The organism is Paenibacillus sp. Y280 (genome assembly GCF_056786335.1).
The window spans coordinates 1-23,088 of the sequence record NZ_JBXCIW010000037.1 but is presented as its reverse complement, the minus strand read 5'-3'; the positions used below and the strand labels follow the sequence as shown (position 1 = coordinate 23,088).

The window sequence follows — 23,088 nt, the reverse complement described above, 5'->3', positions numbered from 1 at the left end:
AGGGCTTATCCTAAAAGGTTTGCAAAGCAAACCTACATCGTAAGCATACGCTAAAAGGTTGTAAGTCAAACCTACATCGTAAGCATACGCTTAAGGTTTGCATGGACCCATACATCCAGCAGACAACAGTTAAAGAGGTTTCAGCAAACCTAAACTTTCGTATCCAGTTTTCAGGGCGCAATTTGCTTGTCTTGTACCAAGTAGCAACCCCACATGCGTGGGTTTTATTTTTGTCCTGGAGGCTTAGCTCAGCTGGGAGAGCATCTGCCTTACAAGCAGAGGGTCGGCGGTTCGATCCCGTCAGCCTCCACCATATTCTTTTATTCAGAAGCCATTGTTCAATTGAACAAGGTTTTTTTGTTTTTGTTCGGTATTCAAAAATTTCGGTTACTCTTCAGTACAAACATATAAAGTTAATTTTGCATAAAAACCCTCTAGAATAAAATGTGAATCTGCGCTCCGATTTACGCTTGTTTTTCTGTTCCACGGCCTTTGAACATAACCTCTATCATAATTTCTGGAGTTTCAATCCTGCCATAATCGAAAACTTGATCATCAATCAGCCTAGCAATAGTTGGCGAATTACAACCAAGCCCCTACCTCACTGAAAGAAAAAATGTTCCCATTGAAATTAGTTTAGAACTAAAATATAATAGTTAAGCTGTAAAGTAATATTAAAGGGTGTGGGAGAAGTACATGAATCAAGAAGAACTTAAGAAGGTGCGTTTCTGGCCTGTAATGATCGCTATTTTTATCGGGTCTTTTTTATGTGTATTGGCGTCGGCTACGATCAACTTGGCGCTCGAAATTTTGAAGGATCATTTTGACACGTCGCTGAGCTCTGTGCAGTGGACGTTAACCGGCTTTATGCTGGCAATGGGAACAACAGCGCCCATTGCAGGTTATTTGGGCGAGCGGTTCAGCTATAGAAGGCTATACCTGTTCTCCTTAATTGGATTTACGCTTGCATCGGTATTATGCGCCTCGGCGTGGAGCGAAGGCTCGCTAATCTTGTTTCGCGTATTGCAGGGCGCATTCAGCGGCTTGATCATTCCGACTACGATGTCAATCATCTATCAGATTATTCCGCGAGAAAGGCAAGCGATGGCTGTTGCGTTCTGGGGCTTGTCTGCCATGCTGGCGCCAGCCTTCGGCCCAACGATTAGCGGTTGGGTGCTGGAGAACATGAATTGGCACTGGCTGTTCCTAATGAACATTCCAATAGGGCTCATTGCGATTGGTTTCGTATATGCCTATATTCCTTACTACCGTATGAACGTTCCGAAGTCTTTTGATGGACTTGGCTTTCTGACCGTTATTGTAAGCAGCTCTTCCTTGCTGCTGGCGCTCGGCCAAGGCCACACCTGGGGCTGGGGCTCTTTGAAGGTCGTCTCCCTGTTCGTGGTTGGCGCAGTTGCCCTCGTACTATTTGTGTGGCGGGAGCTGACGACCGAAACGCCGCTGCTCAATTTGAAAGTGTTTAATAACAGCCGCTTCACGTTAAATGCGATCATCTCCAATATTATTACTATCAGCTTGTATTCCGGCACCTTGCTGACACCGATATTTCTTCAAAGAATCCAGCATGTCTCTGCCATGGATACGGGCATGATCCTGCTGCCGGCCTCCCTTGCGATGGCTCTGCTTATGCCTGTTGTCGGCAAGCTGTATGGCATTATCGGACCGCGCTGGCTTATGTCAGGCGGGATTGTGCTGCTGACGGTCGGAACGTTAGCGTTAAGCTGGCTAAGCATCGATGTGTCGCATGCTTACGTTATCTGGTGGATGATTGTGCGAAACATCGGAATTGCGCTTGTCGTTATGCCTTCGAGCAACGCAGCAATGGAACAAATTCCAGCTGAGCTATCCGGTCATGCTTCCGCAATAACGAACTGGACGAGGAATGTATTCGGATCATTCGCTATTGCTATTTTCACAACGATGCTCGCATCAAGATCCATTACCCACGCTACTGACTTTATGAAGGCGGGCGATGTCGACGAGCTTCAGATTTCGATGATGTCCTTCACGATGAGCGTGAACGATGTGTACGTCGTTGCTACGATAGTAGCGGCCGTCGCGCTACCGCTTAGCTTGTTCATCGGCAAGACGAAGAGGGAGGATGGAACGAAGAAAAAGGCAGGCAAAGAAAAAGAAATATCTAGCCAAATGGCTGCTTCGGTTTCTGCAAAGCCATAAAAGAAGCGCTGCGAGAGAGTGAGCTAACTCTAAGCAGCGCTTTCTTTTGTTTAAAATGTTCTTTATTAAGAACTTAATGCTATTCTTCCTTAACTAATCCACTGTAATGAAGGCTATCGTCAGCTTCTATTTCAATGATACGGTGTCCCACCTCTTTTTTGTTTTGGTATGCAATGATTGAAACGGTGCTTTTTTTTGCTAATGTCATTGCGGCATTGTCATAAGGAGGGGTCCAGTATATGATGGTGCCGGATGAGACGGTAAGGCTTTTTCCTTTTTGGATGACCTTAGAAGCGGGAGGCTTCCAAAGCGAGAAGCTGCCTTCTGTTACGTTGACTGTAATGGAATCAGCATTCTCCGCAGCAATGCTGATTGGAAATCCAGGGACGCTGCTCATAAACGGGCTGTATGTACCTAATGGGAGCTGAACATTAGGCTTCATTTCGACGGCTGTCCCATCTGCTGCATATGCCGTAATCACAAGGCCGGGGAATACCGCTTTTTTGTTGCCAAGCTGAAGGAAGGATGTACTGAGCATAGCAATTAAAATAACCGCACAAACAGCTGCCAATAAGGGAACTGTTTTTCTAAAGGATAGCTTCTTGCCAGTTAAAGTCTGCTGCTGCGCATTATGAATCAGCCGCTGCTTTAATTCCTCGGTAGCCTTTATTTCTTTCATGCCATCTATGTATCTATTCATTACCGAGTCCTCCAATCCAGCTTGATTTTAAAAGCTCTCGTGCGCGCTTCAGTTGTGTTCGAACCGTGCTCTCGTTTCGTTCCAACAGCTCAGCTATTTCAGTGGTGCTGTAGCCTTCAAAGGATCCAAGCTTTCTCATGCTCGGCATGCTTGAACGCTTTTTGCTGCTTAACGACTTTAATGAATACCTCCTGGCATATATCCTGGGCGTCCGCACTATTTTTGAGGTAGGTAAAAGCGATGCGCATCATCATGTCTGCATAACGATGGACAAGCTCTGCTAGATAATCTTCCGAATAAAGCGGCTCACTTTGCATTGGCGTCGACACTCCTTCATCCCTAACACGGTTTAAGGGGGCAAAATGTTTCAAAGGACGTAAAAAAAATCCTGACCGGAAGAGGTCAGGGTTGATTTTGTGTATAACCGATTATTTGAAGAAGTCGTTAAAAATTTCTGCTGTGATGGACAGCATGATTATTTTGGATAAAGATTAGCTTGCTTCTGTTCTTTAAAGACGAGTTTACTTGTCTACTCCAATGGCAGCTTCAGCCTCTTCATCGTCCTTTTCCGGGGATTCCACCAGGCGGAAATCATCCGTTTTCTCGCCGTCCTCCCAGATTTCCACGAATAGAGCGTCGCAATGCTCAAAGTCAGCTGATCGCAGCGACAGCGCTTTTTCCTCGTCAGAGCCTACATATACATTTTCCAATCCGTCTTCGTTAAACGATTGTATGACATAAATTTTCATAGCGATGAACCTCCTGCATTTTAATCTTGTAGCAGTATACCACAAAATGCTGGAGAAAAAGCAGATGTCATTTTATCGGATTTTAAAGCGGCTAACCGTGAGAAGCAATTCCTCCCTATTTTTTGCAGATATCGATATTTTCTTTAAGCATAAGTATGTTAGAATGATTTCAATATCAGATTCATAAAGCAGGTTGTGCTGATATATGGGAGGGATATAGATGCAGCTTATTAATCAAGAAAAGGTACAGCTTAGGATAGATAGCCTGAAGGATCAGGATCTATATATTCATCTGGAAATGACAACGGGAGCTTACGCTGCCCATCTCGATAGCTCGAAGCATCCAGCGGCTAATTTCATTACGAATGCTGCCATTCGTTATTCGCATGGTTCGATTGCAGGGAGCGGGCCCTATCGGGTTGGCTTGAAAATGTTGCAAGGCTGGATTTACTCGGAGGGGCTTACCCACTGGGAAGAGACGGAGCAGGAGAGGCTGATTCTGGCAGGGCATGATGGACAAGGAAAGCTGATTGTATCGCTGCAGCTAAGCAGGGTGCCCTTCTAATGAGAGAGGAGAGTAGAAATTTTGTGGGTCAAAACATTTTAGTTGTATTTCCGCATCCCGATGATGAGGCCTTCACTGTATCGGGTACGCTGGCTAAGCATATACAAGACGGAGCGCATGTCACTTTCGCTTGCTTGACGCTTGGGGAAATGGGCCGGAACATGGGAATTCCGCCATTCGCCAATCGGGTGACGCTGCCGGCCATTCGGAAGCTCGAGCTGGAGGAGTCCTGCCGCGCTATCGGCATACAGGATCTGAGAATGCTGGGGTTTCATGATAAAATGATTGAATTCGAGGACAAAGGCCGACTGGATGGGGCGATAGATGCTCTCTTGAAGGAGCTGCGCCCGTCGATCGTGTATACCTTTTATCCAGGCTACAGCGTTCATCCCGATCATGATGCATGCGGGGGGGCTGTCATTCGCACCATTAGCAAGCTTCCAGAAGACGAGAGGCCGGTTGTTTATTGCTCGGCTTTTTCCAAGAACCATCAGGAGGCGATTGGCATGCCTCAAGTTGCAAATGATGTTAAACCATTTTTGAAACAAAAAATGGCTTCTATTGAGGCTCATCGTTCGCAGTTCCAAGCGGCTGAGCTGGTAGGCAGCAAAAAGCTGACGGATGAGGAAATTGTGCAGCGCTTTGGAACAGAGCGCTTCTGGATCTACCCATTCGAGTAATCTGATCGTACGACAAGAGGCTCTAGGGATTTTTCCTTAGAGCCTTTTTTTGTCCTCTTTTATAAAGAATGAACCGAACGATAGCGGCTGAAACGATCTCCTTGTCATTAATAAAAAACCATGCAGCTGTCGAATTGGATTCGATAGCCGCATGGTATAAGCGATAAGTGCAATTAAGCTTGCTGCGAGATGGACAAGCCAAGCCCCTCGGCAACACGTTGTCCGTAGTCGGGGTCGGCTTTGTAGAAGTGGCTGATTTGACGAAGCTTAATTTCGTCCTTCTCTACCGGCTTCATGGCACCCACAATCGTTTCGATTAAACGGGCGCGTTCCTCTTCGCTAATTAGACGATAGAGGTCGCCTGCCTGTGTATAGTGGTCGTGATGGTCATAGCCTACGCTGTCTGCCTGGCCCGATATCTCGAACGGAGCAGGCTTGTTCTCGGCCGATTCTGTAGGACCGCCATAGCTGTTAGGCTCGTAATAAAGCGACGATCCCCCGTTGCCGTCAGCGCGCATTTGACCGTCGCGCTGGTGATTGTTCACCGGAGCGGTTGGACGATTGATCGGCAGCTGATTGTGGTTGGCGCCAACGCGGTAGCGATGGGCATCGGAGTACGCGAATAGGCGGCCTTGCAGCATTTTGTCAGGTGAAGCTTCAATGCCGGGAACGAAAGAGCCGGGAGAGAAGGTTGCTTGCTCAACCTCGGCAAAGTAGTTTTCTGGATTCCGATCCAGCACCATGCGGCCAACCTCGATTAACGGATAATCCTTCTGGGACCATACCTTCGTCACGTCAAATGGATCGAAACGATATGTATTCGCATCCGAGGTAGGCATGATCTGCACATATAGCTTCCACGCCGGGAAATCGCCGCTTTCGATCGCATTAAACAAATCCTCGGTATGATAATCTGGATTGTCGCCGGCAATTTTGGCAGCAACCTCATTGGTGATGGTTTTGATGCCTTGCTCGGTTTTGAAATGATATTTGACCCAAACCGCTTGGCCCTCGTCGTTCACCCATTTGAAGGTATGGCTGCCAAAGCCGTGCATATGTCTTAATGTAGCGGGGATACCGCGGTCAGACATAAGGATCGTAACCTGATGAAGCGATTCCGGCGATAAGGACCAGAAATCCCAAATGGCGTTCGGATTTTTCAAGTGGGTTTGCGGATGACGCTTCTGAGTATGAATGAAGTCGGGAAATTTAATCGCATCGCGAATAAAGAAGACCGGTGTATTGTTTCCAACTAAGTCGTAATTGCCTTCCTCGGTATAGAACTTTACGGCGAAGCCCCGCGGATCGCGGACCGTATCTGCAGAGCCAAGCTCGCCGGCAACAGTCGAGAAGCGGATGAACATCGGCGTGCGCTTTCCTACCTCGGATAAAAAGCTTGCTTTAGTGTAAGACGTAACATCATGCGTAACTTGGAAGTAGCCATGGGCACCTGCCCCTTTAGCGTGAACGACGCGCTCAGGAACACGTTCTCTGTTGAAGTGAGCTAGCTTTTCTAGAAGGTGAACATCCTGAATTAATGTTGGACCACGAGAGCCTGCTGTCATCGAGTTCTGGTTGTCTCCAACTGGAGCACCCCAACTAGTCGTGAGCTTGTTCTTCTCAGTACTCATAATAGAATCACCTCATTGAATTTGTGTGACTGCGCCTCATTTTATATGTTACCGTTTTCTATAGGAAAATCAATATCAATTTATAATCATTACAATTAAAATTTTTCGTCAAAATGTGAGATTTTAGCTGTCGTTTGAATAACGTCCCAGCGCTTTCGTAGCCGACTCCAACATGCGGCTGCGCAGCTGCTTGCTATTAACAATGTTTACCCGCTTTCCGAGAAAGCGGGTTTTCGAGAGCACATATTCGCTGTCGCTGCTCGAGAAGAAGAGACGAATTGTATACTCATTGGTCTGCGCATCGTAGCTCACTTCTTTCTCGAAGCATGAGAAAGCATACAAAATACGCGACAGCTCTCCATTGTATTCGGGCATTACGCGTATATCAGCGCTTGTGCTTCGTTTCTCCTGCAAAGCATGGACCTTCGCTCGGAGCTGCTCGTAATAATCCGCCCCGCATGCTTGCTCACCAATTGCAATGATCTTATCCAGGCGCGTACTCATCAGCATCCGGTTTTTCGCATGATACCAAAGCAGATACCATTCCCTCTTGACCATTGAATATTCGAGCTTGTAGGGAAAGCATTCCTGCTCGCTATGCGTACGTTCATTTTTGATGCTGTAGCTGAGGCGCAGCATGCTTTTATTTGTAATGGCCTGCCTTAACGGTCGAACATTCGGATGGTATACATGCTTTTCTTTACTGGCTGCTTTATGCAGCAGCTCGCCCGTATCCAGAGCAAGATCTTGCTCCAGCATAAGCTGCAGCTTTTGTCGTGTTGTTGGAGAAAAAGCAACGGCAGCAGCAGGATGACGCAGCATGGCCTTCAACCAGCCTCGCTCATGGGCCGTTACCATAAACGTTCCCGAATCCTCAAGCTTGGATAAAATTTGATAGTTAAATATTTTCTCAAACAGATTCATAGTACGCCTTGATCTCCTTCCACTCCGCAATCATTTCCTGCCGCAGCCTCGCAGGCGCCAGCACCTCGCAGCTTGAGCCGAAGCTCCGAATCCATGGCTTAATCTCGATTATGCCGTTTACTTCGATTTCATAGACAAAGCTATCATCCGATTCTTCCGCGATGATGCCCCATTGTCCTTGAAGCAGCACGCGCTCTCTAACGAAATGGTTGATCCCGTGTCCCGGATGGAAGAAGCGTACGCGAACCGTGACGGGCTTGCCCGTATCGATCAACCAGCTATGCTTGGTGCGCTGTTCTAGTTCTGTCTTCTTGGCCTCGTAAAGCTCTTCAGCAACGGCATCCCCTTCAGAGATTTGCGTTAATCCTTCCAAGCGGTATTTTTTAACGCCTTGTATGGCGTGGTTGCCTAGCAAATACCAACGGCCATATTGATGGTCATAGACGACCTTAAGCGGCAGCGTCGTCTCTTGCATGCCCTTGGTATCGCGTTCGAATAACGGATTTGTGTTTTTGGAAGCGTAGCTCGTTTCTTTTTTTGGCGAGAAATAGAGAAAAGTGATCAAGCGCCGATTGCGAATAGCGCCTAGCAGCGTGAAGAGATGCGCTTCATCCAAAATACGAGAGTAATAGTGATACTTATATAAGAACGGCTCGATCTGACCATTGTCAGCTTGCTTGCGTGAAATATGCTTCTTTAAGCCATCGCGCAGCAAATAGCCTTGGACGGACGGAACCTGTGTGTTCGCCATCATATCTACAAAATCATATAAGTCAAGCAGCTCTTCATGCGACAGCTCGCGAACAAAATCATTATAGATGCGATAGCGGAAGGGGCGCGCACCCGGCTCCTTCTTTATCACGCCAACCTGCTCCAAATATTTGAGGTCGCCGCGTACCGTCTTCTCATCGGGAAGCGATAGCTCCGCCGGCATACTGCCGCAGCACAAATCAAGCAGCTCCATAGCCGTTAGCGGTTTTTCGTGCATAGCTGCGAGCAGCAGCGAAATGCGCTGGCTCTCGGTTTCCTTGAGCGACTTCGCTCGAAACAGAAACAGCAGCATCGGATCGGATGATTCAAGATAGCTGTAGCGAATCGTCTCGGCAAACTCCTTGCCCTGCTCCTCGGGCAGCTGCTGCTGGACCGCGCTCACGATTTCTTTGAGCCGCTTTATCGTTTTATCGAACGTATGAATCGAAATGCCTAGCCTATCTGCGTATTGCTGACGGTTATATGCCCCGCTAGTCAAGACGAGCATACGCAAAAACTGTATTTCCTTATCGAAGCTTTCTCTTGCCATTCCTGTATTCCCCCGATCGTAAGCAGCATTCTCCATCTATCTTAACAGGAAGCTGAAGGTTTTGAACAAAAAGGGAAATTTTCCTTTGTCGTAATACTTTCGCCATGTTCGCGGGCCTCCAAATAAGAGAAGATAGAATTCGTAAGAAGGCAGTACGGCTGATTGAAAAAAAGCAAGATTCACAGGAGGTTTTGACAATGCTGATGCAGCATAAGAGACATGGCGGCAATCATCATGAAATAAAGCTTGAGCATGGCAGTCTTCACTTATTCGCTAACGAAGAGGTATTCCAATCCTTTGAAAATAAAGTATTTGAAATGGCTAACAACAATTTGCAAATTCCAAGGAATCGATATATGAGCTACACCCCGGATGCGCATGTCGGCATCGGAACGTGCATTGGCACGACAGCGGTATGGAGCATGAAAAACGGCTGCGTATCTCCATCAATCGTCGGCTCGGATATCGGCTGCGGCATGCGTGTTCATACGACCTCGCTGCATAAGCGCGACATTCAAGATAAGGACATTCGCAGAGCGCTGATCGCAGCTATCGAGAAATACGTGCCTACAAACGAGCGCACGAATTCGAACTACGAAGATATCGACGTGATGAGCGTCGTTCAGCATGGCTTGAAGGGACTGCCCGAGAAGTATGTTCCCGATGAGCAGTGGCTGACCCATGTGGAGCAATCCCATTTTGCATATGATCATACTTACCTCAAGCAACTTCCGCCAAAAACGATGAAATATGCACGCGGGCAACTAGGAACACTCGGAAGCGGGAACCACTTCATTGAAATTCAATATTTGGAGATTAATGAGGAATTTGCGGAATTGGCGGCAAAATGGGGCTTGTTCGATGGGCAGGTTGTGGTGATGATCCACTCCGGCTCGCGCTCCTGGGGCGGCATGATCGGCCGGGAGCATAACAAGGTGATCAAGGAAGCGATGAATCAGTGGGGCGTGAGCAATCCCGACCCCAACTTGATTTATGCTCCCATTGCGAGTCAGGAAGGGCAAACCTATCTGAATCTGATGTATTCCGCGCTCAACTTTGCGGTTAGCAACCGGCATATGATCGCATTTGGCGTTCGCGAAGCGTTCCAAGAGGTATTCGGAGCGAGTATGGAAATGCCTGTGCTTTACGATCTGATGCATAACTACGCGCTCAAGGAGTTTCACCGCAACGAGCCGATGCTCGTTCACCGCAAAGGAGCGACGCGTGCGCTCCCGCCGGGCCACTTCCTGAATACGCCGGTGTTTAAGGAGACCGGACATCCTGCGCTTATACCCGGTTCCATGGGAACCTCCTCCTATATTATGGTGGGGAAGAATGAGGGCTTGAAAAACTTCTATTCCATCTGCCACGGAGCGGGCCGTGCAAGATCCCGAAGAGCAACGAAGGAGCTCGTGACGGTCGATCAGTTCGAGCAATCGCTGAGGATCGGCACAGAGGAGGAAATACTCGTCAACCACCGTTCTCTGGAGACGATTCTCGACGAATGCCCGCAGGCCTACAAGGATGTGGACCAGATCATCGACAGCGTCGTTGGCGCATCGCTCGCTGCCGTGGTGGCCAAATGCAAGCCGATGGCTGCCATCAAAGGCATCTAATTCATTACTATCGCTATTAAAGATAACTTCAATAATAGATGAGGTTCATGTACGAATGGCGTACCTTGGCAGGGACTTTCCAATTGTTCCGCAGTGCTTGCGCACGCTGTGCGCTTGTATGCTGTATGACCATATCGGCTGAATCTCCACAAAATAAGGGTTCGAATCCCTTGGTTATTCGCCTGATTCGCGAAAACTCTTTGGTAGAGTATGCAAGAACTCCCTCCTTAGGAGACTGTATTTGAGTAGTACCCGGCCTTTAACAGGAGCTCTCAGAGCGTGCCTATGCGCGTTCACTACAGCGAAGCCTATGCAATCGGTGGATACCGAATGGAGTCCGCTGCCTCTTTTGGATGACTAGGAAATAGCGCGAATTTGGATGGAGGTTGCATGCGAATTCGGCTATCGATAACGAAGTCATAAAGCAGCTCTTCTCCCTTCTTAAGCCTGATTCCGGCCTAGCCGCAGGAGAGCTCCTGTTATGAAGGTCAACACAAATGCAAAGAGGTGTTTAACGATGTTCAAAAAAGTAATCATCAAAAACGACGAGCGCGGTTTGCTTTTCAAAAAAGGCAGCTACATCAAGCATTTGCAGCCAGGCGTATACCGCCACAGCTCGTTTTCAGACGATAGCGTTATTTTGCAAAATGTTGCGAAACGCTTTTCCGTTCCGAACAAGGAGCTCAATCTGTTTCTTCGAGATGCTCAGCTTGTGGAGGAACTGACGATTGCAGACGTACAGGATCATGAGTATGTGCTGCATTTTGAGGATGGCAAATTCTGCTCGCTGCTGACGTCAGGGCTGTATGCCTTCTGGAATGTTATGAAAAAACATACGTTTATTCGTGTTGATATACGGAATCCCGAGATTTCGGCTGAAGTAGATCGCTCATTGCTGTCGAAGCTGCATGGCTATATTCAGGTGTTCGAGGTTGCGAGCCACGAATCCGGTCTGCTTTTCTACAATAATGTATTGCAGCGGGAGCTTCGTTCGGGCAGGTACTTTTTCTGGAAGGGACCTACTATCGTGCAGGTAAAGACGGTCGATTTGCGCCAACTGCAGCTGGATATGACCGGACAAGAAATTATGACGGAGGACAAGGTAACGCTACGGCTTAACTTTGTGTGTCAATATAAAGTGATCGATCCGCTGAAGGCGATCCAAATCAAGTCGTTCGAGGAGCAGGTATATATTTTGCTCCAGCTAATTTTACGCGAGTACGTGGGTACGCTGAAGCTGGACGATCTGCTGCGCATGAAGCAAGAAATCGCGACTTTCGTCCTCTCGCGCTTGAACGAGCAGAAGGAGCATTACGGCGTGCAGTTTGTATCGGCGGGTCTTAAGGATATTATTTTGCCAGGCGATATCAAGGATATCTTGAATACGGTGCTGCTTGCGGAGAAGAAGGCACAGGCCAACCTTATCACCAGACGCGAGGAGACTGCCTCTACACGCAGCTTGCTGAACACCGCGAAGCTGATGGACGAGAACGGCACGCTGTACCGCTTGAAGGAGCTAGAATTTCTCGAGAAAATTTGCGAGAAGATCGGCACGATCTCCCTTACCGGCGGAGGCAATTTGCTAGAGCACCTCAATTCACTGCTTAGCGTAAAGACGATAGATAAATAGGATAGCGCTTATTTTTTTACTAAATGGGCAACTATAGTTCAATGAAGCAGCGGCAGTCTAGGACTTAATTTCTTGTCCACGGCTGCCGCTGCTTCTGTTATTGGGGAGACTGATGGATATCAATGCATCTCGAGTGATAGTTCAATTACTTTAAAGCCGCAGGTAATTTAACTCCTATCAGTTTGCCAGGCGTCTGTATGATGAGGAATCCACCTTCTTTAAGCAGATTATCATATTGGCGCGCGCCTGTTTTCACACGGAACAGCGGTTTGCCTGAATCAAAATCGATCGCGTGCATGATGCCATCGGTTTGCGCAAGATAGACACCTTTTCCATAGATCACCGTTTTTGCGGAGGGGTTATCACCATTCCAGCTCATGTGTTGTCCGTTTACCTTCTTCATACTGGAGAGCGAACCATTCTGCCAATTACTGAACAAGATACGACCGCGATGAACTTTATAAAGAGGGTATGTGCCTTGTTCATAAGCAGGCTCACTATAAGACTGTAGAGCTTTGCCATCTGGTTTGTAATTATTAAAATCATACCTCGCGATAATGCCATTCTGGTGGATATAAAAATCATTTCCATCCAAGTAGGTTGGTACATTGGTATTATATTCATCGCCGGAACCCACATTTACATTCCATCGGTAAACACGGCTGCCTTTTACTTCACCGGTTTTCACATTGATGACGGACACAGTAATGCTGCGCTCGGAATCATCAACTATCGGTTGATTATTATGTTTAATGGAGTACGCCAGCCCGCCTTCGATCTTGAACGGGACCTCATGGTCGATCATGCCCCAAAGCTTCTTTCCCGTTTTTTTATCGATGGCATTAAGTTGAAGAGTGCTACGTGTTTCTTCTTGCATTGTGATGGTGCGTAATACGATATCTCCTGCGTCCATGATTCCCGAACTGGTGTAATATATTGCTTGGGGCCCGGTGTTTACCCAAAGCTGCTTTCCAGTCTTCAAATGGACTGCAATGGTATGATTGTCTATTAGGGCATACAACGTATCGCCGAAAACTTCGATGGCGTTTGGTTTTTCAATCCTGACGCTCGACTGCCACAGCTTCTTTCCGCTTGAAGCAGAAAGGGCATAGAGGCTCCCGTCACTTAAAGTCCCGTAAATTTTCCCCTCCTGATAGACAAACATGGAATGCACATCTTCTTCAAAAGTCCAAATCGTTTTTCCCGTCTGAGCGTTCAAAGCGATCAACCTCTTATCTCTCAACGTAAATATCTTACCCTCACCCGTCACTGTAAACTTAGAAGTAAGATAATAATCATCCCAATTATCGACTTTTGCGGACCAAGTTGGCTGAACAATCGGTGTCTGAATCCCTGGGTTTCCTACACCGAAGGATATAACAGGATTCTCGGCTTACACTTGGCTAATTCCAATATTGTCCCCCGTCTGTCCTATTTGGAAGGCTATGAGCAAGGCAGTAGCTGTAAGTATTGTTCGAAGCATCAATTTTCGTTGCATGGATGATCCCCCTCTAATTTCCATATATTCACTTTATACCTTTATAAACGAATTGCCTCAGAAAATGTTGCCACGATTCATAGGGAACTCCCAATAGCTTGAAGCTCTCTTTCTTTGTTAAACGGGCAGGATAGTTGAATAGAAACTCGAATTATAGAATTTGATCCACTGCGTGAACAGGAAAGAGGAGAGGTACAGGATGAAAGAATCTTGGGAACGAACAAGTAAAAATATACACATCAATTATGAGACTATAAGTATTATGATTAGCCAAGTGTTCAGAGGCAAACGGCTCATAAAAGCTGAAAGAACGGAAACAGGACTTAGTAGTGGTACCTATAAAATTCAGATTGAGGGATCAGCTACTCCTTTCCTTTTAAGGATTTCTGCTGGTGGTTTAGACGTAGCATCAAAAGAAAAAGCAATTGCTGAGAGATTGAGCGGCGTCGTGCCTGTAGCAGATTACATCTATCTTGATACAAGCCGAAATCTAATAGAATATGACTGGGCTTTACTGGAATGGAAAGAGGGAGTATTGCTGCGGGATATTATGCAAAGAGGAGAAAAACGACAGATTGCAAAAGCTGCGGAATCTGTTGGCGATATATTAGCTCGTATACACAGCCATACTTTTGACTGCCCAGGCTTTTTAGCAGGGGACCTTACCATCGCCAATCCGTTTAACATGGGGGAGGATGAATTTCACTCTTTTATTTCAGAAAGTCTAGATGGTGCTGCAACCGGTCATTGGCTCGGTGCGGAAGCTATGGAAATGGTTCGATCATTCTGTGTGTCTCACCGTTGGTTATTAGCTGAAATTCATGAACAGTCAGTCCTCGTTCATTCGGACTTCAATGGTCTAAATATACTGATGCTTGATAGTCCAAACGGAATTGAAGTGTCAGCGGTATTGGACTGGGAGTTTGCTTTTTCAGGAAGACGTTATGTTGATATTGGAAATATGCTTCGGTATGAACACGAAAATTCCTTATTCGAACGTCATTTTATAAAAGCTTACCAGGATTCTGGAAGATTTTTAAATGAGAATTGGGTCCAGTTATCTAAACTAGAAGATTTAATTGCTTTGTGCGATTTACTGAATCGTTCGACTCTGGAAATGCCTAACCGGATCTCCGATTTAAGACAACTTATAATTCAGACGGTACAATAACTTTAGCTCAATACACAACTTAGATGAAGCTGCCGCGGCGATCGGCAGCTACATTGACGGGCAGTATTTTTCAATAGCTCTTGTTTTTATGCTCGAGATAATGGTAACATTTTATGGGAACATGTGTTTGTTTTTGTATTTTCCAACGGATAGGGGGAATAGGCGTGGTTGAAATCATTGAAAAAGAGCAATTTTCGGTTATTGGAAAATTAGGAAAGGGGTTTGCTAATGAAGCTCCCCAATGGATACCATCATTATGGAAAGAAGCAAATAGTAACTTTATTGAGATAAGCAATCTCGCCATCCATCATCATGTGCAAACGGCTCCCGTTTGTTTCATTAAGGAGCCGATGTGTACATGATCCAATTGACGAACCGCCAGGCACGGCAATTTCTGCTATTGAAGCACGGGTTGTTGGGCGAATATCATTTTACCGGAAAGCAGGGAGTATTGGATTTTGTGCGGCAGGTCGGCTGTATTCAATACGATCCCATCGATGTTTGCGGAAAAAACGCCGAACTGGTGTTGCAGTCGCGAATCAAAGGATTTACCAAGAACATGCTCGCCGAGTTGCTGTATCAAGATAGAATCCTTGTCGATTATCCCGACAAGAATTTGGCCATTATCCCTGTCGAGGACTGGCCGTATTTTGAGCGGTACAGGCAGGCCGCCCGACAACATGCCAAGCGCTATCCCGAAATGGAAGCGTTGATTGAGCAAGTACGAGCTCACATCCAAAATCACGGTGCGCTAAGTTCGGATGATCTAAAATTGGATGGAAATTTCGCTTGGCGATCGGCCATCCACTGGAGCAGCGGAAACAATTCATCCCGGTCGGTGCTGGAGCAGATGTACTCGACAGGCGAGTTGATTATACATCACAAAAAAGGAACGCGTAAATATTACGATATCGCCGGGAAGTACATACAGCCAAATCTGCTGAATGCGCCGGAGCCGCTGGAGGGCGAGCTTGAGCATCACAAGTGGCGAGTACTGCGTCGAATCGGCGCAGTTGGCCTTTTATGGAATCGCGCATCCGATGCCTGGCTGAACATATGGGGATTGAAAGCGGAGCAGCGCAACGAGGTTTTCCGCCAACTGTTGCACGAAGCTCGTATTGTTGCTGTTGCCGTGGAACAAATGAAGGATATACTTTATTGCCGCGCGGAGGACTTGCCGCTTATTGAAGCCGTTCTGCAAAATCCAGCGCCGAAATGGCGCTGCGAGCTGATTGCCCCACTAGATAATTTCATATGGGACAGAAAACTGATCAACGAATTGTTTGGATTCGATTACACCTGGGAGATTTACACGCCTGCAATCAAACGGAAATTCGGCTATTATGTGTTGCCTCTAATATACGGAGAAAGCCTCATCGGACGAGCCGAGGTAATCGCGGAGCGAAAATCCGAGACGCTCGTTGTTAAAAACATCTGGTACGAGAACGACATAAAGCCAACAAAGCAATTGCGAACAGCCTTGAACAATTGTTTTCAAAATTTTGCATTATTCAACGGATGCGAGACGATTTCGACAGAGTCTATGAACTGATATTTCCAGTTCCCTGTTAACATTTGCCGACAAGTTTCGCGTCAAGGTAAATGGAGATATGAAGGGCGCGAATGGGTGGCTGAACCAGGTAGCTTTATATTTGAACCACCAGGCGATATTCATACCTTGATTACAGAAGACGAGGAAGTAGTAACCCTTTTTATATTAGGGGGCTCTCTTCAGTATTTTGATGAGGACTATCAAATTATTGGGCAAGACGACATTTATACCGTCCTAAAAAAATATAGAGATTTTGCGGATTACTTGGAATCCAGATTAGAGATGATCTTATTTATTAACTATCAGGTATATAAGCCTTGTTGGGCTAACGGAGAACGTTAGTTGAATAATGTAACCGCGGCAGCTGGGCATGGATTGGCTGCTTTTTTGTTACGCTACGGGCAGAATAACGCGATGGGACCGCAGTCGAAATAAAGGACAGAATTGCTCGATTAACGATACCCATGGCCATCATGCGGGAGACCTTGCATTTCGTCGTTGTCGGCCTCTAATTATTCTATTGCGCGGTCAGGATCTGTGGACCTTCAGCTGTAATGGCGATCGTATGCTCATATTGAGCGGCGAGCTTGCGGTCCAGCGTCCGCGCGGTCCAGCCGTCCGCATCGATTGTCATGTAGTAGGTGCCTTCGGTGATCATGGGCTCGATCGTGAACACCATGCCTTCCTTGATGCGGAGGCCTTTGCCGGGCTTGCCGACATGCATATAGTTCGGCGCCTCATGCAGGTCCCGGCCGATGCCATGCGCGAGAAGGTCGCGCACGACGCCGTAGCCGTTCGATTCGGCATGCCGCTGGATCGCGCTCGTCACGTCGCCGAGCCGATTGCCGGGCTGAGCCTGCGCGATGCCGAGGTCAAGGCATTCCTTCGTGATGCGCATCAGCTTCTCGGCCGTCGGCGAGATCTTCCCGACCGCATAGCTCCAGGCCGAATCGCCGAGCCAGCCGTCGAGCTCCGCGACCGTGTCGATCGTCACGATATCGCCTTCCTCAAGTGGCTTATCGCTAGGGAAGCCATGCGCGATCACATCGTTGACGGAGGCGCAGGTCGCATATTGATAGCCCTTGTAGCCCTTCGTGTAGGGCTTGGCGCCGTGCTTCAAGATAATGTCCTCGAAGATGCGCTCAATCTCGTTCGTCGTGATGCCCGGTTGGATGAGCGGGGCGATCGTGTGATGGCATTCGGCCACCACTTGGCATGCCTTGAGGATGGCCTCGATTTCATGCTTGCTTTTTAAGATGACCATGTTCGTATCAGGACTCCTTCGTAATGGCTTGCATCGCCAGCTGGGCGATTCGATCGACGTCCAGCTCGGAAGTGCCCGCATAGTAGTGCAGCCCGCAGCAGCCGACCAGCACGGCAAGCATATGGTCGACGCTGTCGTCTTCGCGTTGGGCGATCGATTGGAGCGGAACGTACAGCCGTTCCATGAATCGTCTCTTGGCGGCGTGCCGATCCTTCTCAGGCAAGCCTGCATAATGCTCCGCCGCCATCTTGTAGACGAGATATGCACGGGCGTCCGACTGCCACAGCCGGAGCAGCGCCTTGCAATACGTAAACAGCTGCCTGTCATCCGGGCTGCCTCCGCGGATGTTCGCCCATTCTGACAGGGCTTGCTCACATCGCTCGAAGCCGCTGCCCAGCACATCTTCTATCAATAAATGTCGATTGGGGTAATAATGGTACACCGTGCCGTAACCGAGCTCGGCCTCGCGGGCGACGTCGCGAATATCAAAGCCGCCGCCAGTGCGGAAGTAGGCGCGCGCGGCGGCGTCCAGTATCTGTTCTCTGCGCTGCATGCGGATGAGTTCATTTTGTTCTTTGGTCCGGGGGCACATAGGCGCGTGAACCTCCTTGTATAGACCTGCAAATTTGTCGATTTAAAGATTGTAACGCATGGGGCGGGGATATGCAAATTATCTGTTGGTGCAAGAAAATATAGTTCTTTAATTGAAAATAAAGTTCTTTAGTGAACTGAACACAGACAGACCTCCAGGCAGGTAGTTGCGGAGGCGGTGGTGTTCTGGGAGTGGCGATCCGTGTTGATTTAGAATCACCGCGGTTTTTTTATCGCAAGAAAAAGGAGATACATGGTAAAGTGGATGAGGAGGGGCGCGCGGCGGTAGCAGCATTAAGCTCCCTCGGGAGTTTAGGCTAGTTATATTGAATAACCATCAACAAGGGGCTGCCGCAATTTCTTGAATGCACTGGCAAGGCTTAATGTACTAATTTAAACAGATAGGATGTTTGACATGAATCTTACAAAGAGACAGACCTTATTGGGGGTTGCGATTAGCTTATTAGCCCCATTCCTTGTTTTCCTGCTTGTCGGGTATATTATTTTGAAGCTGCCTGCGGATTTTCAGTATCATGACAGTTACTTTGTAATTTTCCATCTCACGTGGCCAGTTTATCTAGTTGGAGCTATTTTAACTTTTTTACTGTATGCGCTTTGTGTCATAGCAATAAGAAAAATACGGAAAAAGTAGAATGGTTTTATAACTTCAAAGCCTATATTTAAGGGGAAGCAGTTTATTAGATCCATTTGACGGGGGTCAATATGAAAAAAATTGTACTTATAGATTCTGGAGGTTCAGGCAAATCAACTTTGGCTCGAAAACTGGGCGGGATTTTATCAATAAAAGTTCATCATTTGGATTTTATTTTTTGGAAACCAGGTTGGATTAGCACGCCCAAAAACGAGCAAAGAGATGTTCAAGAGGAGCTCGTTAGTCATGATAGTTGGATTATCGACGGCAATTATGGAGGCACGATTGACATTAGGCTGCAAGCGGCAGACACAATCATATTTATTGATCTATTGAGATGGGTCTGCATGATCCGCGTGCTGAAGAGAAGATTCCAGTACCGCAACAAGAAGAGAATGGACTTGGCTGAAGGTTGCGAAGAAAGGGTCCGTCTGGAATTTCTGAAATGGGTCTGGGAATACCCAGAAAAACAAAAGCCAAAGATCTCAGAAAAACTTAGATCGTTAACAAATGAAAAGAAAATGATCATTTTAAAGACTCCGAAAGACGTTCGAGAATTTGTAGCAAATGTGGGATTATTGCACCAACGACGAAGAAGAGCTCAATAAGTTACATAGAGGACTACGGCGTAATATGCGCAGCCGGCCAGCACGACCGGCTGCATTTTTGCTGCTAATGAGAGATTTCGTTAATTATAACCGTTTTATTGGAACACATATTTCGCAAAAGTCATTGTTGTTTCCAGAGTATTTTTCTAGGATCGGCTTGTCGTCAGGGTGAAATCCCATGTTATGTATAGCTGGAAAAATTTCAGCCCATGCTCTTTGAACATCTTCTGCTGTATGTTTGATTTTGAAAATAACATATTCTCCGCTAAAGAGTTCACTTTCGTTGACTAAATCATCAATTTTTTGATCATCTTTTGCAATGACAATACATGCATCATATCTACATTTCTCAGGAAGTGTTTTTTGTGGGTTGTCGTGTGGAATTCCGAATAATATAGCCGATTCAGTAAGTAATTTTTTCTCCATCGCCCATATTTTTAATTCTTGCATTACTTGAACATTGGCAGGACCATAGGGTCCAATTTGTCGTACATACGCAATGCGATAATTCGGGAGAGTTTCAACTCTAATATCCATAGTTTGATTTTCCTTTCTTATCAGTTATTTTCTACAATTTGGATGCTATCATAATATAAAAAATTATTCATTACTTTTTTAAATTGAAAAATTTTCAATTGAACTAACGTAAAAGTTAGTTTAATTAACCGCCTTTTACAAATGGCGATTTTTTTGTTAAGAGAGCCTGTTTTATTCCTGACAGTATCCTTCATTAACAGGTCAAATTTACAATTTATGAGGAAAAAATTAATTTATTTTGTTTGATTCCAGCTACAATTTTTGTTATCTTTGAACCTACATGTTTTTTGGGAATACATTTATAATAAGAAGAAAAGCTTAAAATTTATTTTAGATTTAGGAGATTAATATGACTACAAAGCTAGATAAAGCAATGGAAAAATTTTGGTCGCAGCTTACATATCCATTATCGTACGCGGATGCGCTAAGCACATTATCAAAGCAGCAATTGACTAGCATTCGTACGAATTTGCAAATAAGCAACCTAAGTTCGCTTAATAAGCAAGGGCTCGTTGAGAAGCTGTCAGAGTTGATTCCAGAGAACATTTCGTTAATTACGCGCTGCTTTGACCATAATAGATTGAAGCTCGTTCAGAAAATTGTGAAAAACGATGGCATTTGGGACAAGCCGCTGCTTGAACTCCAGCAATATGAATATTTTCGCGAGCGCGGAATTCTATTTCCTGGTACGGTAGACGGCAAACAGGTAGTTATGATGCCTACCGAGCTGCTGGCGTATTTTAAAGAAGTGGAAGCGCAAGAGGAACATCCTAACATTAAAAGAAATACGGAATGGATTCGGCAGACGCAAGGCTTGCTTTACTATTACGGAGTCTTGTCGGTAGATGAGCTAAAATCATTCATCATTATGGATGAGGATCATCCGCTTGCCCAATACGATATCATGAACATTTTGTTCGAGGCATCGGACTATTATGAGCAGATCGTAATGGACGAAACCACCGATCTTTTAATCTGTGATTTTCGAGCAGCGAATCCGCAAGCAATTATGAAGGAGCGGGCGCTCAGACATGATCTCGATTTTTGTCCATTTACGAAGCAGCAGCTCTTAAAAGCAGGAGAGCCTGACTATGTCGAGCGGAGCAGCCAGTATATGAATTTGGTACGCTACGTTCTCCATCATTATGAGATTGACCGTGAAGAAGCTGATCTTATGGCAGAGGAATGTGTCGACGCCACCAAAAATGGAAATTCATTGGCATGTGTCATCGAATTAACACAGGAATTTATTGAAACTCCGAACTTAGAGACGTTGAGTGTGTTAACGGATCTGCTCGTTGCTTTAATGAATAGTACGAAGCAGTGGGCTATCAAAGGCTATTCACCGGATGAGCTTTCTGCCAAACGAGCGAATGTGAGCATGGTGTTGAACAGGGTGTCTAAACAAGCTGCCCCTGCAGAGGTAATCGACTTTCATACGAAGAAAAAAATCGGACGCAATGATCCGTGTCCGTGCGGAAGCGGGAAAAAATTTAAAAAATGCTGCGGCTAATAGCTAAAAGCAGACACTAATCAATCGATCTGGGGGGCGTGCTGCGTGAGGCAAAATCAGCAAGGACTCTATTTAAGAAGCGTTAAGCTGCTTAGGGAGTCAGTACCCTCCTTCGATGCCTATCCCTTTCATCTAAATGCGATACAGAACTTAGATGAGCTTGCTTTTCATCCGAAAGTAACCTACATCGTTGGCGAAAATGGGATGGGAAAGTCTACGCTAATGGAAGCGATCGCGATCGGACTCGGTTTTAATCCAGAAGGCGGGACGATTAATTTTAACTTTTCTACGGAAGCTACGCACTCCGAGCTTCATCAGTATTTGAGGCTTGCACGCAGCGTCAACAAACCGAGGGATGGATTCTTTTTTCGCGCGGAGAGTTATTATAATCTGGCTACTAATATTGATCAAATGGATCGCGAGGGCGGTCGCGGCGGTCGCATTATTGATTCGTATGGCGGAAAGTCACTTCATCAGCAATCGCATGGCGAATCCTTTTTTGCAACATTCCTTCATCGTTTTAGCGGAAACGGGCTTTATATGATGGATGAGCCGGAGGCGGCTCTATCTCCTTTTCGCCAAATGGCGATGCTCTCTCGTATCAATCAGTTGGTGGGGCAGCGCTCGCAGTTTATTATCGCTACGCATTCTCCTATTTTGATGGCGTATCCGGATGCCGTCATTTATAATTTGACTTCGGCTGGCATAGAGCGCACAACATTAGAGGAGACTGATCATTTCCTGCTGATGAAGCAGTTCGTTAATAACCGGGAAAGAATGCTTCATGAGCTATTTCTAGAAGAGGATTAAAATTAAAGGAGCTGTTAGAGATGACATTAGAGATCGAACGCAAGTTTTTGTTGCCGCAATTTCCTAGCGTATTAATAGAAGAAGGGGAGCTTAAGGTACTCTCCGAGCAAAGAATTGAGCAAACCTACTTGGCTATAGATGAGAATCAAGAGCTGCGCGTTCGGCGTCTGGTGGATCTGGCGAGCGGCGAAGTTTCATATACGCATACCTTCAAGCTGGGAAACGGTCTCTCCCGTGAGGAAATCGAATACTCCATATCTGAGGGCATCTACGAGCAGGTCATCAAGGCATTTGGATTTGTGCCACTTACAAAGAATCGTATAACCGCTGAATGGAACGAACGCATTATCGAGATTGATACCTACGATCAAATCGAGCTTTCTGTGCTTGAGGTCGAGTTTGACTCGGAAGAAGCAGCCAATTCGTTTCTGGCTCCGGAATGGTTCGGCAAGGATATTAGCTCTGAGAGACAATACAGCAACAAAAAAGTATGGCGTGAGCTGCAGGGGAAAACGACTCAATAAAGAAGGTTCGAATACTAAATTACGATTATTTTAAAAAAGTTTAAATAAACGCTTGACCTCATAGGCGCATACATGGTATATTCTAATTCCGGCCGAGAGTAACATGCGGACGACAAGCAAAACAAGCTCAACACAAGAGAGAAAAGATTGCTCTTTGAAAACTGAACAACGAGTAATAACTGCCCTTGCGATTCTAACGAATTGTAAGAAAAAGCGATAAAAAGTAATGAGCATTTCAAACACATGAAGCTTTCTAATCGACATCGCGTCGAAGCGAAAACTTCCATTTGGAGAGTTTGATCCTGGCTCAGGACGAACGCTGGCGGCGTGCCTAATACATGCAAGTCGAGCGGATCTTGTCCTTCGGGATAAGA

Annotated in this window: 24 protein-coding genes, 1 tRNA gene and 1 rRNA gene; 15 read left to right on the top strand and 11 right to left on the bottom strand. The window is 46.3% G+C overall.

The features are described 5' to 3' along the window. Window positions 1-237 precede the first annotated feature (237 nt). Both AC1TPC_RS26010 and AC1TPC_RS26005 read left to right on the top strand, forming a co-directional pair. Window positions 238-313: transfer RNA gene (locus AC1TPC_RS26010), tRNA-Val, on the top strand. Between the two features lie 383 nt (window positions 314-696). Next, window positions 697-2,199, top strand: coding sequence for a DHA2 family efflux MFS transporter permease subunit (locus AC1TPC_RS26005; protein ID WP_482069631.1), 1,503 nt, complete (start codon window positions 697-699; stop codon window positions 2,197-2,199). 79 nt (window positions 2,200-2,278) lie between these two features. Here the strand turns inward: AC1TPC_RS26005 and AC1TPC_RS26000 are convergent, their stop codons facing one another. The 4 genes from AC1TPC_RS26000 to AC1TPC_RS25985 form a co-directional block, all read right to left on the bottom strand. Next, complete coding sequence (locus AC1TPC_RS26000; RefSeq protein WP_482069630.1) at window positions 2,279-2,899, bottom strand: hypothetical protein; 621 nt, start codon at window positions 2,897-2,899, stop codon at window positions 2,279-2,281. Then, window positions 2,892-3,038 (bottom strand): RNA polymerase sigma factor, encoded by a 147-nt coding sequence (locus tag AC1TPC_RS25995; protein WP_482069629.1) that lies wholly within the window; start codon window positions 3,036-3,038, stop codon window positions 2,892-2,894. The genes AC1TPC_RS26000 and AC1TPC_RS25995 overlap by 8 nt, the downstream gene beginning before the upstream one ends. Further along, on the bottom strand, window positions 3,016-3,216 hold the full coding sequence (locus tag AC1TPC_RS25990) for an RNA polymerase sigma factor (RefSeq protein ID WP_482069628.1): 201 nt from the start codon (window positions 3,214-3,216) through the stop codon (window positions 3,016-3,018). Before AC1TPC_RS25990 ends, AC1TPC_RS25995 begins: the two co-directional genes overlap by 23 nt. Before the next feature lie 204 nt (window positions 3,217-3,420). Continuing rightward, window positions 3,421-3,648 (bottom strand): hypothetical protein, encoded by a 228-nt coding sequence (locus tag AC1TPC_RS25985; RefSeq protein ID WP_482069627.1) that lies wholly within the window; start codon window positions 3,646-3,648, stop codon window positions 3,421-3,423. Window positions 3,649-3,868: 220 nt separating this feature from the next. Between AC1TPC_RS25985 and AC1TPC_RS25980 the strand changes: the two genes are divergently transcribed. Further along, window positions 3,869-4,213: a YojF family protein gene (locus AC1TPC_RS25980; RefSeq protein WP_482069626.1), complete on the top strand. Its 345-nt coding sequence runs from the start codon at window positions 3,869-3,871 to the stop codon at window positions 4,211-4,213. A 23-nt stretch (window positions 4,214-4,236) separates the two neighbouring features. Beyond that, window positions 4,237-4,893 carry a bacillithiol biosynthesis deacetylase BshB2 gene (gene bshB2 / locus AC1TPC_RS25975; RefSeq protein ID WP_482069625.1) on the top strand — a complete coding sequence of 219 codons (657 nt, stop codon included), beginning with the start codon at window positions 4,237-4,239 and terminating at the stop codon, window positions 4,891-4,893. A 173-nt stretch (window positions 4,894-5,066) separates the two neighbouring features. On the opposite strand, the gene katA is transcribed toward bshB2, so the two are convergent. The 3 genes from katA to AC1TPC_RS25960 all read right to left on the bottom strand — a co-directional run bounded on the left by katA (window position 5,067) and on the right by AC1TPC_RS25960 (window position 8,748). Beyond that, a complete protein-coding gene (katA, locus tag AC1TPC_RS25970; RefSeq protein WP_482069624.1) occupies window positions 5,067-6,524 on the bottom strand; it encodes a catalase KatA in 1,458 nt (485 codons plus the stop codon). Between the two features lie 123 nt (window positions 6,525-6,647). Next, window positions 6,648-7,448: a WYL domain-containing protein gene (locus AC1TPC_RS25965; protein WP_482069623.1), complete on the bottom strand. Its 801-nt coding sequence runs from the start codon at window positions 7,446-7,448 to the stop codon at window positions 6,648-6,650. Next, window positions 7,435-8,748: a helix-turn-helix transcriptional regulator gene (locus AC1TPC_RS25960; RefSeq protein ID WP_482069622.1), complete on the bottom strand. Its 1,314-nt coding sequence runs from the start codon at window positions 8,746-8,748 to the stop codon at window positions 7,435-7,437. Before AC1TPC_RS25960 ends, AC1TPC_RS25965 begins: the two co-directional genes overlap by 14 nt. Before the next feature lie 197 nt (window positions 8,749-8,945). Here AC1TPC_RS25960 and AC1TPC_RS25955 point away from each other — a divergent pair, with 197 nt between their 5' ends. Further along, window positions 8,946-10,364, top strand: a complete 1,419-nt coding sequence (locus AC1TPC_RS25955; RefSeq protein ID WP_482069621.1) for an RtcB family protein — start codon at window positions 8,946-8,948, stop codon at window positions 10,362-10,364. 517 nt (window positions 10,365-10,881) lie between these two features. Further along, window positions 10,882-11,994, top strand: coding sequence for a slipin family protein (locus AC1TPC_RS25950; protein WP_482069620.1), 1,113 nt, complete (start codon window positions 10,882-10,884; stop codon window positions 11,992-11,994). Between the two features lie 145 nt (window positions 11,995-12,139). On the opposite strand, the gene AC1TPC_RS25945 is transcribed toward AC1TPC_RS25950, so the two are convergent. Then, a complete protein-coding gene (locus tag AC1TPC_RS25945) occupies window positions 12,140-13,333 on the bottom strand; it encodes an outer membrane protein assembly factor BamB family protein (RefSeq protein WP_482069632.1) in 1,194 nt (397 codons plus the stop codon). Between the two features lie 358 nt (window positions 13,334-13,691). On the opposite strand from AC1TPC_RS25945, the gene AC1TPC_RS25940 reads away from it, so the two are divergent. The 4 genes from AC1TPC_RS25940 to AC1TPC_RS25925 all read left to right on the top strand — a co-directional run bounded on the left by AC1TPC_RS25940 (window position 13,692) and on the right by AC1TPC_RS25925 (window position 16,557). Then, entirely contained in the window at window positions 13,692-14,663 is a 972-nt protein-coding gene (locus AC1TPC_RS25940) for a phosphotransferase family protein (RefSeq protein ID WP_482069619.1), read from the top strand. A gap of 164 nt (window positions 14,664-14,827) precedes the next feature. Continuing rightward, entirely contained in the window at window positions 14,828-15,025 is a 198-nt protein-coding gene (locus AC1TPC_RS25935) for a hypothetical protein (RefSeq protein ID WP_482069618.1), read from the top strand. Continuing rightward, window positions 15,022-16,215: a winged helix-turn-helix domain-containing protein gene (locus AC1TPC_RS25930; protein ID WP_482069617.1), complete on the top strand. Its 1,194-nt coding sequence runs from the start codon at window positions 15,022-15,024 to the stop codon at window positions 16,213-16,215. Before AC1TPC_RS25935 ends, AC1TPC_RS25930 begins: the two co-directional genes overlap by 4 nt. A 75-nt stretch (window positions 16,216-16,290) precedes the next feature. Continuing rightward, window positions 16,291-16,557 (top strand): cupin domain-containing protein, encoded by a 267-nt coding sequence (locus AC1TPC_RS25925; RefSeq protein WP_482069616.1) that lies wholly within the window; start codon window positions 16,291-16,293, stop codon window positions 16,555-16,557. Window positions 16,558-16,732: 175 nt separating this feature from the next. Here AC1TPC_RS25925 and map read toward each other — a convergent pair whose 3' ends face one another. Both map and AC1TPC_RS25915 read right to left on the bottom strand, forming a co-directional pair. Further along, the gene (gene map, locus AC1TPC_RS25920) at window positions 16,733-17,479 is read right to left on the bottom strand and encodes a type I methionyl aminopeptidase (protein ID WP_482069615.1); all 747 of its coding nucleotides are present in this window, start codon (window positions 17,477-17,479) and stop codon (window positions 16,733-16,735) included. Window positions 17,480-17,486: 7 nt separating this feature from the next. Then, the gene (locus AC1TPC_RS25915) at window positions 17,487-18,071 is read right to left on the bottom strand and encodes a TetR/AcrR family transcriptional regulator (RefSeq protein WP_482069614.1); all 585 of its coding nucleotides are present in this window, start codon (window positions 18,069-18,071) and stop codon (window positions 17,487-17,489) included. Between the two features lie 722 nt (window positions 18,072-18,793). Here AC1TPC_RS25915 and AC1TPC_RS25910 point away from each other — a divergent pair. Next, on the top strand, window positions 18,794-19,330 hold the full coding sequence (locus AC1TPC_RS25910; RefSeq protein WP_482069613.1) for a DNA topology modulation protein: 537 nt from the start codon (window positions 18,794-18,796) through the stop codon (window positions 19,328-19,330). Between the two features lie 84 nt (window positions 19,331-19,414). On the opposite strand, the gene AC1TPC_RS25905 is transcribed toward AC1TPC_RS25910, so the two are convergent. Further along, window positions 19,415-19,867: an AraC family transcriptional regulator gene (locus tag AC1TPC_RS25905; protein WP_482069612.1), complete on the bottom strand. Its 453-nt coding sequence runs from the start codon at window positions 19,865-19,867 to the stop codon at window positions 19,415-19,417. Between the two features lie 349 nt (window positions 19,868-20,216). Between AC1TPC_RS25905 and AC1TPC_RS25900 the strand changes: the two genes are divergently transcribed. From AC1TPC_RS25900 to AC1TPC_RS25885, 4 genes are all read left to right on the top strand, one after another. After that, window positions 20,217-21,380, top strand: a complete 1,164-nt coding sequence (locus AC1TPC_RS25900) for a YecA family protein (protein ID WP_482069611.1) — start codon at window positions 20,217-20,219, stop codon at window positions 21,378-21,380. A gap of 45 nt (window positions 21,381-21,425) precedes the next feature. After that, on the top strand, window positions 21,426-22,190 hold the full coding sequence (locus AC1TPC_RS25895; RefSeq protein WP_482069610.1) for an AAA family ATPase: 765 nt from the start codon (window positions 21,426-21,428) through the stop codon (window positions 22,188-22,190). 20 nt (window positions 22,191-22,210) lie between these two features. Beyond that, window positions 22,211-22,714 carry a CYTH domain-containing protein gene (locus AC1TPC_RS25890; protein WP_482069609.1) on the top strand — a complete coding sequence of 168 codons (504 nt, stop codon included), beginning with the start codon at window positions 22,211-22,213 and terminating at the stop codon, window positions 22,712-22,714. A 284-nt stretch (window positions 22,715-22,998) separates the two neighbouring features. Further along, window positions 22,999-23,088 (top strand): 16S ribosomal RNA (locus tag AC1TPC_RS25885); the annotation flags it as partial.